This is a genomic window from Rhizobium binae (assembly GCF_017357225.1).
Taxonomy (GTDB): domain Bacteria; phylum Pseudomonadota; class Alphaproteobacteria; order Rhizobiales; family Rhizobiaceae; genus Rhizobium; species Rhizobium binae.
Genome location: NZ_CP071604.1, coordinates 2,607,767 through 2,621,863, shown reverse-complemented (window position 1 = coordinate 2,621,863; position 14,097 = coordinate 2,607,767). Strand labels below are relative to the sequence as shown.

Genomic DNA, 14,097 nt, shown 5'->3' with positions numbered 1-14,097 from the left:
AGTGCTCGATCCATGTAAGGGGGAGCGCTGCGTATCTTCCCCGACTGACCCGTCTATCTGCCGCTTTCCGGCCAGATCGGCTGGCTGATGCTCTGCAGCAGTTCCGGTTCGACGCCGTCGATGCGGGCGATGACGGCCTTGGCCATTTCGCGGCCGGCCTGGCGCACGTCCTCCTGGGCGGTGATGATTTCGGGGCGGATCCAGTTGAGGATCGGCACCGACTGCTTGGAAACCATGTCGAGATCGCGGCCGAGTGCCTTGCCGGCGGCCTCGATGCCGGCATTGACGGCGATCGCGGCGCTGCCGGCCGAGCAGACGATGCCGTCAGGTGCATTGGCCGAGCGCATCATCACCTCGACGATGTCGCGGATATCGGCAAGCGGTGCGTCGGTATTGACGCGCAACGGCACCTCCTCGGCGCCGTAGTCGTGCAGGCCGGTCTGAAAGCCGATGCGGATATGGGCGTAATAGGTGAGCTTGCTCGGCGGCTGCAGCAGGGCGATGCGGCGCCGGCCTCGTTTGACAAGCCGTTCCACCGCCTGATGGGCAAAGGCCTCGTTGTCGAAATCGTGGAAGGGGTGGATGAGACCTGCATCGGTGCGCCCGTGTGTCGCAAAGGGCATGCCGCGCTCGGACAAGAGCCGCACGCGCGGATCGTCCGGTTCGATGCGGGAGATGATGACGCCGTCGGCCGAGCCGGTCTCGAGGATATAGCGCACCGGCAGCATCGGGTCCTTGCTATGGGAATGCGGTGTCACGACGATATGATAGGGCGTGCCGGACAGCACTTCCGATATGCCGAAGACCATCTGGCTCGAGAAGCCCATGATCTCTTCATCAATGCTGAGAACGAGAGCGATGACGTTGGTCTTGCCGGTGCGCAGGCGCACGCCCGCCCGGTTCGGCTGGTAACCGAGCTGGCGGGCGACCATGCGCACCCGCTCCTTGGTTTCGGCACCGATATCGGGCGCATCCTTCAGCGCACGCGATACCGTCGTCACGCCGAGACCGGTCATGAAAGCGATCGTCTTCAATGTCGGGCGCTCCCGCGTCACCGCCGTCGATGTCGCCTGTCCGAAATTTCCCTTGTTTTCCATCCCTATAGGCCGCCTTGCGCGAATTGGTCTCGCTTATAGAGGCTTTTTCAGGCGCCGTAAGCCCGCCGCCTGCCAAAATCGCGCCTCCTTGAGGAGTTCAATCTGTAACGATACAGTAGAAATGTCGAGTGATTTTTCTTGTGTGCGTCGCAACATTATTCGCATAGGTTGAATCGGTCATTCTTCCAGAATTTTTCTGCAGCTGCGAAAAAGCTAGTGCGCGGCTCGAAACTCGAATTTGAAAATTATCGTGATGTTTTAATATGGTAATCGGAAGCCGCGCACGCGAAGAAGTCGGCCTGGCTGCCGATTCAGCGAGTGTGTGGAGGTCTTCTGAAACAGTCAGAAGTAGCAATCTGGATCTTTAAAGAAAAATTTACGGGCGGGCAGTTGCGTGGGCAAATCGATTGATCTAAGTTTTTCCGGCAACGTTTCAGTGAGGGAGGAGAACTCATGAAAATTCGTATGATGGCGGCCATGCTTGCCGCTTCCGCTGCGCTTCCGATCAGCGCCGGCGCCACAGATCTCGAAGTCACCCATTGGTGGACGTCCGGCGGTGAGTCCGCTGCTGTCGCCGAGCTGGCAAAAGCGTTTGACGCCACCGGCAACCACTGGGTCGACGGTGCCATTGCTGGTTCTGGCGGCACGGCGCGCCCGATCATGATCAGCCGTATCACCGGCGGCGACCCGATGGGCGCCACCCAGTTCAACCATGGCCGCCAGGCCGAGGAACTGGTTCAGGCTGGCCTGATGCGCGACCTGACCGATGTCGCGACCGCGGAGCATTGGAAGGACATTATTCGTCCGTCAAGCCTGCTCGATTCCTGCACGATCGATGGCAAGATCTACTGCGCTCCGGTCAACATCCACTCCTGGCAGTGGTTGTGGCTTTCGAACGCCGCCTTCAAGAAGGCCGGCGTCGAAGTTCCGAAGAATTGGGACGAATTCGTCGCTGCCGCTCCGGCTCTCGAAAAGGCCGGCATCATTCCGCTCGCCGTCGGCGGTCAGCCATGGCAGGCGACAGGCGCCTTCGACGTGCTGATGGTCGCGGTCGCTGGCAAAGACGTGTTCAACAAGGTCTTCAAGGACAAGGATGCGGAGGTCGCCGCTGGACCCGAGATCGCCAAGGTCTTCAAGGCTGCCGATGACGCCCGCCGCATGTCCAAGGGCAGCAACGTCCAGGATTGGAACCAGGCGACCAACCTCGTCATCACGGGCAAGGCCGGCGGTCAGATCATGGGAGACTGGGCGCAGGGCGAATTCGCGCTCGCCGGTCAGAAGGCCGGCACCGACTATACCTGCCTGCCAGGTCTCGGCGTCAACGAGATCATCTCGACGGGCGGTGACGCCTTCTATTTCCCGCTGCTGAAGGATGAGGAAAAGTCCAAGGCACAGGCCGTGCTCGCAAAAACCCTGCTCGATCCCAAGACCCAGGTTGCCTTCAACCTGAAGAAGGGCTCGCTGCCGGTTCGCGGCGACGTCGATCTTGCCGCCGCCAACGACTGCATGAAGAAGGGTCTCGACATCCTGGCGAAGGGCAATGTGATTCAGGGCACCGACCAGCTGCTTTCGGCCGACAGCCAGAAGCAGAAGGAAGATCTCTTCTCCGAATTCTTCGCCAACCCGTCGATGACGCCGGAAGACGCTCAGAAGCGTTTCGCCGAGATCATCGCTTCGGCTGACTGATCGACAGGTTCACTGCCCTTGCGATCCGGCTCCCCGGAGCCGGATCCTCCCGCAAGTTTGGATGGTCTTGCCGGCCCTTCCGGCGGATCCCGCGGGCGGGGATAGAGCGGCCGTTACCGGCCGCAGCTGCGATGAGGAGAAGTTTCATGACGGGTCAAGCGCAAGCAGGCCGGCCAATCAAGCTACTGCGCAATCTGAATGCCAAGATTGCTTCCATCCCGATGATCCTGACAGCGCTGGTGATCTTTGTCGGCGGCACGTTCTGGACGGTCTTTTATTCCTTCACCAATTCCAAGCTCCTCCCGCGGTTGAGCTTCGTCGGCTTTGACCAGTATCACCGTCTCTGGGCGGCACCCCGCTGGGTTACTGCAATCGAAAATCTGGCGCTCTACGGCGTCCTCTCGCTAATCTTCAGCCTGGTCATCGGATTTGTGCTCGCCGCACTCATGGATCAGAAGATCCGCTTCGAAAACACTTTTCGCACCATCTTTCTCTACCCCTTCGCGCTGTCCTTCATCGTGACCGGTCTCGTCTGGCAGTGGGTTCTAAACCCGGATTTCGGCGTCCAGTCGGTAGTGCGTTCGCTCGGCTGGACAAGCTTCACCTTCAATCCGCTCTATACGCCCGAAATCGTCATCTACGGGATTCTGATCGCGGCGCTTTGGCAGGGAACGGGCCTCGTCATGTGCCTGATGCTTGCCGGTCTGCGCGGCATAGACGAGGATATCTGGAAAGCGGCCCGCGTCGACGGCATCCCGATGTGGAAGACCTACCTGCTCGTCGTCATTCCGATGATGCGGCCCGTATTCATCACCACGATCGTCATCATCGCCTCCGGCATCGTCAAGGTCTACGACCTGGTCGTGGCGCAAACGTCGGGGGGGCCTGGCATCTCGTCGGAAGTACCGGCGAAATACGTCTACGACTACATGTTCCAGGCGCAGAACCTGGGTCAGGGCTTTGCCGCCTCGACGATGATGCTGGTCACGGTCGCGATCATCATCGTTCCGTGGGCCTATCTGGAATTCGGAGGAGGGCGCAAGCGTGGCTAATATCGGAACTCTCAACACCACCGCGGCTGGTATCGATGCCGTCTCGCAGAAGCTCGGCGATGGCCCGAGCGGCCCGAAGCCGCGCCCGGCATTATCGGCACGCAACATCATGCTCTATGGCACCCTGACCGTCGCGGCGCTCTATTATCTGCTGCCGCTCTATGTGATGGTCGTGACGTCGCTGAAGGGCATGCCGGAAATCCGCCTCGGCAATATCTTCTCGCCGCCGATGGAAATCACCTTCGAGCCCTGGGTGAAGGCGTGGGCAGAGGCCTGCACGGGCCTGAACTGCGATGGCCTGTCGCGCGGTTTCTGGAATTCGGTGCGCATCACGGTGCCGTCGGTCATCATCTCGATCGCCATCGCTTCGGTGAACGGCTACGCGCTGGCAAACTGGCGCTTCAAGGGATCCGAGCTTTTCTTCTCGATCCTCATCATCGGGGCGTTCATTCCCTATCAGGTGATGATCTATCCGATCGTCATCATCCTGCGCGAAATCGGCATCTACGGCACACTGACCGGTCTCGTCGTCGTGCATTCGATCTTCGGCATGCCGATCCTGACACTGCTTTTCCGCAACTACTTCGTCTCGCTGCCGGAAGAACTATTCAAGGCGGCGCGCGTCGATGGTGCGGGTTTCTGGCAGATTTTCCTGAAGATCATGCTGCCGATGTCGCTGCCGATCTTCGTCGTCGCGATGATCCTGCAGGTGACCGGCATCTGGAACGACTTCCTGTTCGGCGTGGTCTTTACCCGGCCAGATACCTATCCGATGACCGTGCAGCTCAACAACATCGTCAATTCCGTCCAGGGCGTGAAGGAATACAACGTCAACATGGCGGCAACGATCCTGACGGGTCTCGTGCCGCTGATCGTCTATTTCGTGTCGGGACGGCTTTTCGTCCGTGGCATCGCCGCCGGCGCAGTGAAGGGTTGATCTCATGAACATGAATTCGAGTGTCTCCAATTCAAGTGTTTCCATCAAGGATCTGTCGCTGAACTTCGGCGCGGTCAGCGTGCTGAAGGATCTGAACCTCGACATCAACGACGGCGAGTTCCTGGTGCTGCTCGGCTCGTCCGGCTGCGGCAAATCGACCTTGCTGAACTGCATTGCCGGCCTGCTCGACGCTTCCGAAGGCCAGATCTTCATCAAGGGCAAGAACGTCACTTGGGAGGAGCCGAAGGACCGCGGCATCGGCATGGTCTTCCAGTCCTACGCGCTCTATCCGCAGATGACCGTCGAGAAGAACCTCTCCTTCGGCCTTCGCGTCGCCAAGGTGCCGCAGGCTGAGATCGACAAGCGTGTGGCGCGCGCCGCCGAGATCCTGCAGATCCAGCCGTTGTTGAAGCGCAAGCCGGCCGAACTTTCGGGCGGCCAGCGCCAGCGCGTGGCGATCGGCCGGGCGCTGGTGCGTGATGTCGACGTCTTCCTGTTCGACGAGCCGCTGTCCAACCTCGATGCCAAGCTGCGCTCGGAGTTGCGCGTCGAGATCAAGCGCCTGCACCAGTCGCTGCAGAATACGATGATCTACGTCACGCACGACCAGATCGAGGCGCTGACGCTCGCCGACCGGATCGCCATCATGAAGAGTGGCATCATCCAGCAGCTCGACGATCCGACGACGATCTACAACCGACCGCGCAACCTTTTCGTCGCCGGCTTCATCGGCTCGCCGTCCATGAATTTCCTGCGCGGTGAACTGGTCAAATCAGGCGACGGCATCGCCTTTACCGCCAACGGCGTCAACTTTTCGCTCGCTGCCTACGACGCCAACGAGACGCTGCAGCCCGGCCGCAAGGTGGTGCTCGGCGTCCGTCCCGAACACATCAAGGTCAACGAGAATGCCGGCGGCGAAGAACATGACGCCACCGTCGACATCGAGGAGCCAATGGGTGCCGACAATCTTCTGTGGCTGAAACATGCCGGTCACACCATGTCGGTCCGCGTCAACGGCGCACGCCGCTTCAACGTCGGAGCCAAGGTAAAGCTCGCCTTCGATATGACGCTGGCTTCGGTGTTCGATGCCGAGAGTGAGCTACGTCTTTAGGGAATTTTTTCGCAGGCGGGGCCGGAGATGGTGCCCGCTGACGTGAGGCCGAAGGCCAGCGCGGGTTTGGCGAGAAGCCCAACCCCACTCTCCGTCATCCTCGGGCTTGACCCGAGGATCCATGCCCGCTGCTGCTGGTGGATGCTGTGTGGATGCTCGGGTCAAGCCCGAGCATGACGGAGGGCGGGCGGACGGAAGGAGCCAAGGAACTGAGCGGAAGCGAAGGGTAATAAGGGCATCCCGTGCGGCCCCTCATCCGACCCTTCGGGCCGCCTTCTCCCCGCTGGGGAGAAGAGGGAGCCAAGCCGGCCCCTGACGAACGACAGCTACCGGACGGCGATCATGAGCCGTCCTCTTCAAAAACTGCAAATTCGGAAATGACATCGTGACGCAACAATCGACACCCTCCAATATCGACCTTTCCGGTTCGTGGCAGCTCACCTCCGTCGGCGGCGAAATCCGCACCGCGATCAATCTGCCCGGCGACGTGCACACCGCATTGCACCGGGCAGGGTTGATCCCCGATCCCTATTTCGGCCGCAACGAGGAGAAGGTGCAGTGGGTCGCTGAGCGCGAATGGGCGGTCGAGCGCAGCTTCACGCTGCAGGAAGTCGAAGGCGAGTGGTATCTCGATATCGATTATCTCGACACGGTCGCCACCGTTCATGTCAACGGTTTCCTGGCGCTTGAGGCCGACAACAGCTTCCGCCGCTACCGGCCCGACGTGTCGAGCATGCTGAAAGCAGGCGACAACTCGATCTGCATCGTCTTCGCCTCCAACCCGGCCGTCGGCGCCGAGCGGCAGAAGCAGCAGCCATTCTATATCCCCTACAGCACCGGCAACTCGCCGATCCCGGACGGCAACATGCTGCGCAAGCCGCAGTGCCATTTTGGCTGGGACTGGAACATCGCCATCGCGCCGTTCGGCCTTTACGGCACGATCGCGCTGAAGCAGCTTGAGACGGCGCGCATCGAACATGTCGTCGTCCGCCAGACCCATAATAGCGACGGCTCGGTCGATCTCCTGGTGACGGCAAGCCTGTTTGCCAAACATGCCGGCATCGTCCAGGTCTATTTCGATCTCGACGGCGAGCGCGTGCGTCTCGATGTCGGCGTCAAGGGCGAGACGGATGTCCACCACCTCTTCCATATCGACAATCCGCGTCTCTGGTGGCCTTCCGGCAGCGGCGAGCAGGCGCTCTACAGGCTTTCAGTCGAAACCCCGACGGATGAAGTGATCAAGCAGATCGGCCTTCGCACCATCGAGCTGATCACCACGCCGGATGCATCCGGCAGCCGCTTCGCCTTCAAGGTCAACGGCCGTGAGGTCTTCTGCCGCGGCGCCAACTGGATTCCTGCCGATGCGTTGTTCTCGCTCTCCTCGCCTGAGAAGACTGAAGACCTGCTGCAATCGGCGAAAGCCGCAAACATGAACATGATCCGTGTCTGGGGCGGTGGTTTCTACGAGCAGGATCATTTCTACGATCTCTGCGACCGGCTGGGCCTCCTGGTCTGGCAGGATTTCATGTTCGCCTGCAACCTCTATCCCTCGACCGAGGACTTCCTCGACAATGTGGCGATTGAGGTGGATTACCAGGTGCGCCGGCTCTCCTCGCATCCCTCGATCGCGCTCTGGTGCGGCGACAACGAACTTGTGGGCGCCCTGACCTGGTTCGAGGAATCGAGGAAGAACCGCGACCGCTACCTCGTTTCCTACGACCGTCTCAACCGGACGATTGAGCAGGCGGTGAAGAAGGCGCTGCCCGGCGCGCTCTGGTGGCCTTCGAGCCCGGCTTCCGGCTATCTCGATTTCGGCGATGCCTGGCATGCCGACGGCTCCGGCGACATGCATTACTGGTCGGTCTGGCATGAGAACAAGTCGTTCGACAATTACCGTTCGGTGCGTCCGCGCTTCTGTTCGGAATTCGGCTTCCAGTCCTATACGTCGCTGCCCGTGATCAAGACCTATGCCGAGGCGAAGGACATGAACGTTGCTTCCCCTGTCATGGAGCTGCACCAGAAGAATGCCGGCGGCAACGAGCGCATTGCCGGTACGATGTTCCGCTATTTCCGCTTCCCCAAGGATTTCCCGAACTTCGTCTATCTCAGCCAGATCCAACAGGGGCTGGCGATCAAGACCGCTGTGGAATACTGGCGGTCGCTGAAACCCCATTGCATGGGCACGATCTACTGGCAGCTCAACGACACCTGGCCGGTCGCTTCCTGGTCGAGCCTCGACTATGGCGGCCGCTGGAAGGCGATGCATTATCTCGTCAAGCGCTTCTTCCAGCCGGTGGCGATCGCCGCCATTCCCGCCGAAGACGGCAAGACCATCCGCTTCTCGCTTGTCAATGACACGCTTTCAGATGTCCGCGTCGATCTTTCGATCTCGCTCCTGACGATGAAGGGCGAGCGGAAGCACCTGAAAGACGTGCAGGCGGTCTGCTCGCCGGATGCTGCGGTGACGGCCGCAACGATCGATGTGTCGGACATTGCCGAGGGAACGCTGCTTGCCTGGCATTTCACCGCGTCGAACGGCATGGGCGGCGAGGGGCACTATGTCAACGGCACCTATAAGGCGCTGGAGTTGGAGCCGTCCGGCCTGACCGTCACTCACGAGTATGTCGAGGCGAGCGGCGCGGTCGACATCAACGTCACCGCCAGGGGACTTGCGCTCTTCGTGATGATCGAAAGCGAGACGGATGGCAAATATTCCGACAACGCCTTCGATCTTGCGGCAGGCGAGAGCCGCCGCATCACCTTCACTCCGGCACAACAGCTAGAACGCGGCAAGCTGCCGGAATTCCGTTTCTACGACCTGCATTCCTGCCAATCGGCGGATTGATCCTTCCAAGAAATGGGCACGAGGCCCAAGGAGAACATGATGACGAAACTCAGCTACCAGCTCTATAGCGCGCGCAATTTCCCGCCCTTGTCGGCGATCTTTGAGAAGCTCGGCAAGGCTGGCTACGGCGAAGTCGAAGGTTTTGGCGGCATCTATGCCGAACTTGATGAAGCCGGCCTGAAGAGCCTGCGCGCCGATCTCGACAAGAACGGCCTTGTCATGGCGACCGGCCATTTCAGCCCCGACTTCCTCGACGGCAATGTCGAGAAGTCGCTGCAGATCGCCAAAATCCTCGGCATGGATTCCATCTATGCGCCGCACCTGATGCCCGACCAGCGCCCGACGGATGCCGCGGGCTGGCTCGCCTTCGGCAAGCGCCTGCAGGAAATGAGCAAGCCTTACAAGGATGCAGGCCTCGAATTTGGCTGGCACAATCACGATTTCGAATTCGTGAAGCTCGCCGACGGTTCGCTGCCGATCGAGCGCATCTTCGAAGGCGCGCCCGCCATCACCTGGGAAGCCGATATTGCCTGGGTCGTTCGCGGCGGCGCCGACCCCTATGCCTGGGTCGAGAATCTCGGGGACCGCATCACCGCGGTGCACGTTAAGGACATTGCGCCGGCAGGCGAAGCCACGGATGAAGGCGGCTGGGCCGACGTCGGCCATGGCACGATCGGCTGGGCCAAGCTGCTTCCGGTCGTCAAGGCGAAGACCAAAGCCAAGCATTTTGTCGTCGAGCACGACAATCCGAACGATATCGACCGCAACATCACGCGCTCGATCGCTTCCATCAAGACCTACTGAGGCAGACCATGACCAAGGAACTTGGCGTCGGCATCATCGGATGCGGCAACATCTCCACCACTTATTTCTCGCTCGCACCGCTCTTCAAGGGGCTGAAGGTGCTGGCCTGCGCCGATATCAACGTGCAGGCCGCAGAGGCCCGCGCCAAGGAATATGGCGTGAAAGCACAGACGATCGACGCGTTGCTCGCCAATGACGAGATCGACGTCGTCGTCAATCTGACCATACCGGATGCGCATTTTCCTGTGTCGAAGGCGATTCTCGAAGCCGGAAAGCACGTCTATTCGGAAAAGCCGCTGGTGCTTACGCTGGAGCAGGGCGAGGAGCTTCGCCGTATCGCCAAAGCGAAAAACCTTGCCGTCGGCTGCGCACCGGACACCTTCCTCGGCGGCGCGCACCAGCTCGCCCGCAAGTTCATCGACGACGGCGGCATCGGCCGGGTGACCTCGGGCGCCTGCTACGTGATGAGCCCCGGCATGGAGATGTGGCATCCGAACCCGGATTTCTTCTTCCTGCCGGGCGGCGGCCCGATCCTCGATCTCGGCCCCTACTACATCGCCAATCTGATCAATCTGATCGGCCCGGTGAAGCGCGTCGGCGCCATGACGTCGATGGCATCTGAAACCCGCACCATCACCAGCCAGCCGCGCCACGGCGAGATCATCCCGGTCAAGACGCCGACGACGATCCAGGCGCTGCTCGAATTCGTCAACGGCGCCACTGTGACGCTGACGGCGAGCTGGGATGTGTGGTCGCACCGCCATGCCAATATGGAACTCTACGGTACCGACGGCTCGCTCTACGTCCCGGATCCGAATTTTTTCGGCGGCACCGTCGAGGCAAGCGGCCGCGACAAGGACATCAAGCCGCTCGAAGCCTGGGAGCATCCGTTCGGCAAGATCAACCAGGAAAGCCCCAGCGGCTCGCGGGCCAACTACCGCACGGCTGGCCTTGCCGACATGGCGATGTCGCTGATCGAAGGCCGCGACGCACGCTGCTCGCTCGATCGCACGCTGCACGGTGTTGACGTCATGACCTCGATCCTGAAGTCGGGCGAGGAGGGCCGTTTCATCGACCTCACCACGACCTGCACACAGCCGGCGGCGCTCGGCATCGAAGAGGCGCAGGCGCTGTTGAAGTGATAGGGTAGCGTTAGAATCGTTGTGCTGAAGATTGCCCCTCACCCTAACCCTCTCCCCGCAAAGAACGGGGAGAGGGGACGTGCCAAACGCAGGGTTGAGATTTAAGCGCGTGAGTGCGGCCTGTCCTTCGCCCCATTTACGGGGGGCGAAGGACGGGTCGAGATCCGTGGCTCGACCCCGGTCGGTGGCGGCAGCCGGATTAGGGGCAGACTCCTGGGTCAGGCCCTGCTGGGCAACTGTAGAGATATTTTAGCAAGGAGAGTCTCATGAGCTGGCAACCAGCCGCAGACCGCTATTCGAAGATGAAATATAACCGCACGGGCCGGTCCGGCCTGAAGCTTCCGGCCGTTTCCCTTGGCCTCTGGCACAATTTCGGCGGCGACACGTCGCATGACCGTAAGATCGACATGTGCCGCACGGCCTTCGATCTCGGCATCACCCATTTCGATCTCGCCAACAATTATGGCCCGCCTCCCGGCAGCGCCGAGTCGGCCTTCGGCGAGATCCTGCGGACGGAATTTTCCGGGCTTCGCGACGAGTTGATCATCTCGTCGAAAGCCGGCTACGACATGTGGCCAGGCCCCTACGGCGAATGGGGCAGTCGCAAATACTTGATCGCCTCCTGCGACCAGAGCCTGAAGCGCATGGGCCTCGACTATGTCGACATCTTCTATTCGCACCGCTTCGATCCGGACACGCCGCTGGAAGAGACCTGCGGCGCGCTCGACCATATCGTCCGCTCCGGCCGGGCGCTCTATGTCGGCATCTCCTCGTACAATTCGCAGCGCACCCGCGAGGCGGCCGCAATCCTCAAGGACCTCGGCACGCCGTGCCTGATCCACCAGCCGAGCTATTCGATGCTCAATCGCTGGGTCGAGGACGACAGGCTGCTCGATACGCTCGATGAGGTCGGCATGGGTTCTATCGTGTTCTCGCCACTCGCACAGGGCATGCTGACCACGAAATATCTCGGCGGCATTCCGGCTGATAGCCGCGCCTCCCAGAACCATTTCCTGAAGCGCGAGTTCATCCGTCCCTCGATCATCGACAATATCAGGAAGCTCAACGAGATCGCCGAGAGGCGCGGTCAGACGCTGGCGCAGATGGCGATCGCCTGGGTGCTGCGCGGCGGACGCGTGACCTCGGCGCTGATCGGTGCCAGCCGCTCGTCGCAGATCGTCGATTGCGTCAAGGCGCTGGATAATCTCGAATTCAGCCTGGAAGAGCTTTCGGAGATCGATGTGTATGCCCGTGAGGCGGATATCAATCTCTGGGCGAAGTCGGCGGAGCGGGAATGAAGGCAGGGAGCACATTTTGTTGCTCCCTCATTCCTGTGCCCTCAGGGCTTCGCCCAAGGGATGTCACAGGAAACCAGCCGCCGCGCGTCTGCGCGGCGAAAAAGGCTCCTTCAGCCCAAGGACTTGGGCTGGCTGGATCTCTGTGACGAGCACATGAGAGTGGAGGAACTGGTGACGTATCCGCTCGTATCTGACGTACGTACCCCAACAATAGTCTAGGAGGAGGCCTCATCATGATCCGCAATCCCATCCTGCCGGGGTTCAATCCCGATCCGTCGATCTGCCGCGTCGGCGACGATTTTTACATCGCGACCTCCACCTTCGAATGGTATCCCGGCGTGCAGATCCACCATTCGCGGGACTTGGTGAACTGGACGCTGGTGCGCCGGCCGCTGGAGCGCGCCTCGCAGCTCGACATGCGGGGGAACCCTGACAGTTGCGGCATCTGGGCGCCGTGCCTTTCCTATGCCGACGGGCAATTCTGGCTCGTTTATACCGACGTCAAACGCTTCGACGGCAATTTCAAGGATGCGCATAATTACATCGTCACCTCGCCATCCATCGAGGCCGAATGGTCCGACCCCGTCTATGTCAACTCCTCCGGCTTCGATCCATCGCTCTTTCACGACGATGACGGCCGCAAGTGGTTCGTCAACATGCAGTGGAACCACCGTACTGAGAGTTTCGGCGGCTCGCCGAAATCGCCGGCCTTCGACGGCATCCTGCTGCAGGAGTGGGACCCGGTGACGAAGGCGCTGAAAGGCCCGATCCGCAATATCTTCGCCGGCAGCCCGCTGGGGCTGGTCGAGGGTCCGCATCTCTTCAAGAAGAACGGCTGGTACTATCTGACGACTGCCGAAGGCGGCACCGGTTACGACCACGCCGTCACCATGGCGCGCTCGCGCCGCATCGACGGAGCCTATGAGATGCACCCGAACATGCATCTCATCACCTCCAAGGATCATCCAGGCGCGGTGCTGCAGCGGGCGGGGCATGGACAATATGTCGAGACGCCTGACGGTGAGGCCTATCACACGCATCTCTGCGGCCGGCCGCTGCCGCCGAAACGGCGCTGCACGCTGGGGCGCGAGACGAGCCTGCAGAAATGCGTCTGGCGCGACGACGATTGGCTCTATCTGGAAAACGGCACCACGGTACCCGACGTCGATGTGCCGGGCCTGTTCGGCGCGGTGCCGGTAGAAATGCCGATGCGCACCGAATACAGTTTCGACGGAGGTAAGCTTCCTGCAGATTTCCAGTGGCTTCGCACGCCCGAGCCAACGCGTATCTTCAACCTGACGGACCGTCCCGGCCATCTCCGCTTGATCGGACGTGAAAGCATCGGTTCCTGGTTCGAGCAATCGCTGGTAGCCCGCCGGCAGGAGCACCACAGCTTCCGCGCCGAGACGGTGCTTGAATTCTCACCTGATACCTATCAGCAGGTGGCCGGACTGACGCATTATTACAACCGCCACAAGTTCCACGCGCTCGCGGTGACGCTTCACGAGACGCTCGGCCGTTGCGTCACCATCCTGTCCTGCAACGGGGATTATCCGAACGGACGCCTCAGCTTTCCTGCCGAAAGCGGTGTCGCCATTCCCTCCGAAGGCCGCGTCCAGCTCGCCATGGAAATCCGCGAGAATGATCTGCAATTCTTCTGGCAAACGGAAGGCAACGGCGCCTGGCAGCCGATCGGCCCAGTTCTCGACGCGGGGGTGATTTCGGACGAAGGCGGGCGGGGCGAACACGGCTCCTTCACCGGCGCCTTCACGGGCGTGTTCGCCTTCGATACGTCGGGACGTGGGAAGATCGCCGATTTTGATTGGTTCAATTACGACGAGTTGTGAGCGAGCTTCCCGCTCTCGTCCTTCGAGGCTCCGGCCTTTGGCCTGCGCGCCTCAGGATGAGGGCTGATCGGCGTGCCTTGCGTTTGGCGAATTGATCGGTACGCCGCCTCTCTCCGACCTCATCCATAGGCGCCCGCAGGAGCCTCGAAGGACGAAGGCGGTCACTGCGTTAGTCCCCGAAAAAAGAAAGCCGGCGCGAGGCCGGCTGAGACGAACGCGGCTGGACAGGGGATACTGGCCGGTTCCAAGCACTTTGTGATTGAATAATAACTTTCACT

Annotated in this window: 10 protein-coding genes; 9 read left to right on the top strand and 1 reads right to left on the bottom strand. The window is 60.9% G+C overall.

Going from position 1 to position 14,097, the window contains the following annotated elements:
• Window positions 1-53 precede the first annotated feature (53 nt).
• Window positions 54-1,097 carry a LacI family transcriptional regulator gene (locus J2J99_RS12835; protein ID WP_168294465.1) on the bottom strand — a complete coding sequence of 348 codons (1,044 nt, stop codon included), beginning with the start codon at window positions 1,095-1,097 and terminating at the stop codon, window positions 54-56.
• A 453-nt stretch (window positions 1,098-1,550) separates the two neighbouring features.
• Between J2J99_RS12835 and J2J99_RS12830 the strand changes: the two genes are divergently transcribed.
• The 9 genes from J2J99_RS12830 to J2J99_RS12790 all read left to right on the top strand — a co-directional run bounded on the left by J2J99_RS12830 (window position 1,551) and on the right by J2J99_RS12790 (window position 13,819).
• The gene (locus J2J99_RS12830; protein WP_168294466.1) at window positions 1,551-2,783 is read left to right on the top strand and encodes an ABC transporter substrate-binding protein; all 1,233 of its coding nucleotides are present in this window, start codon (window positions 1,551-1,553) and stop codon (window positions 2,781-2,783) included.
• Window positions 2,784-2,929: 146 nt separating this feature from the next.
• Complete coding sequence (locus J2J99_RS12825) at window positions 2,930-3,835, top strand: carbohydrate ABC transporter permease (protein ID WP_011425716.1); 906 nt, start codon at window positions 2,930-2,932, stop codon at window positions 3,833-3,835.
• Window positions 3,828-4,772: a carbohydrate ABC transporter permease gene (locus J2J99_RS12820; RefSeq protein ID WP_168294467.1), complete on the top strand. Its 945-nt coding sequence runs from the start codon at window positions 3,828-3,830 to the stop codon at window positions 4,770-4,772. Before J2J99_RS12825 ends, J2J99_RS12820 begins: the two co-directional genes overlap by 8 nt.
• Before the next feature lie 4 nt (window positions 4,773-4,776).
• Complete coding sequence (locus tag J2J99_RS12815) at window positions 4,777-5,883, top strand: ABC transporter ATP-binding protein (RefSeq protein ID WP_168294468.1); 1,107 nt, start codon at window positions 4,777-4,779, stop codon at window positions 5,881-5,883.
• 385 nt (window positions 5,884-6,268) lie between these two features.
• Window positions 6,269-8,728, top strand: coding sequence for a beta-mannosidase (locus J2J99_RS12810; RefSeq protein WP_168294469.1), 2,460 nt, complete (start codon window positions 6,269-6,271; stop codon window positions 8,726-8,728).
• Window positions 8,729-8,767: 39 nt separating this feature from the next.
• On the top strand, window positions 8,768-9,532 hold the full coding sequence (locus J2J99_RS12805) for a sugar phosphate isomerase/epimerase family protein (RefSeq protein ID WP_168294697.1): 765 nt from the start codon (window positions 8,768-8,770) through the stop codon (window positions 9,530-9,532).
• An 8-nt stretch (window positions 9,533-9,540) separates the two neighbouring features.
• The gene (locus tag J2J99_RS12800; protein ID WP_168294470.1) at window positions 9,541-10,674 is read left to right on the top strand and encodes a Gfo/Idh/MocA family protein; all 1,134 of its coding nucleotides are present in this window, start codon (window positions 9,541-9,543) and stop codon (window positions 10,672-10,674) included.
• 266 nt (window positions 10,675-10,940) lie between these two features.
• Entirely contained in the window at window positions 10,941-11,972 is a 1,032-nt protein-coding gene (gene mgrA, locus J2J99_RS12795) for an L-glyceraldehyde 3-phosphate reductase (RefSeq protein WP_168294471.1), read from the top strand.
• Window positions 11,973-12,205: 233 nt separating this feature from the next.
• Window positions 12,206-13,819, top strand: a complete 1,614-nt coding sequence (locus tag J2J99_RS12790) for a glycoside hydrolase family 43 protein (protein ID WP_168294472.1) — start codon at window positions 12,206-12,208, stop codon at window positions 13,817-13,819.
• The last annotated feature ends 278 nt before the right edge of the window (window positions 13,820-14,097 follow it).

Bases quoted from the DNA above. Each gene is read 5' to 3' on its own strand.
- J2J99_RS12835 (WP_168294465.1), bottom strand. From the start codon at position 1,097: ATGGAAAACAAGGGAAATTTCGGACAGGCGACATCGACGGCGGTGACG.
- J2J99_RS12830 (WP_168294466.1), top strand. From the start codon at position 1,551: ATGAAAATTCGTATGATGGCGGCCATGCTTGCCGCTTCCGCTGCGCTT.
- J2J99_RS12825 (WP_011425716.1), top strand. From the start codon at position 2,930: ATGACGGGTCAAGCGCAAGCAGGCCGGCCAATCAAGCTACTGCGCAAT.
- J2J99_RS12815 (WP_168294468.1), top strand. From the start codon at position 4,777: ATGAACATGAATTCGAGTGTCTCCAATTCAAGTGTTTCCATCAAGGAT.
- J2J99_RS12805 (WP_168294697.1), top strand. From the start codon at position 8,768: ATGACGAAACTCAGCTACCAGCTCTATAGCGCGCGCAATTTCCCGCCC.
- J2J99_RS12800 (WP_168294470.1), top strand. From the start codon at position 9,541: ATGACCAAGGAACTTGGCGTCGGCATCATCGGATGCGGCAACATCTCC.
- mgrA (WP_168294471.1), top strand. From the start codon at position 10,941: ATGAGCTGGCAACCAGCCGCAGACCGCTATTCGAAGATGAAATATAAC.
- J2J99_RS12790 (WP_168294472.1), top strand. From the start codon at position 12,206: ATGATCCGCAATCCCATCCTGCCGGGGTTCAATCCCGATCCGTCGATC.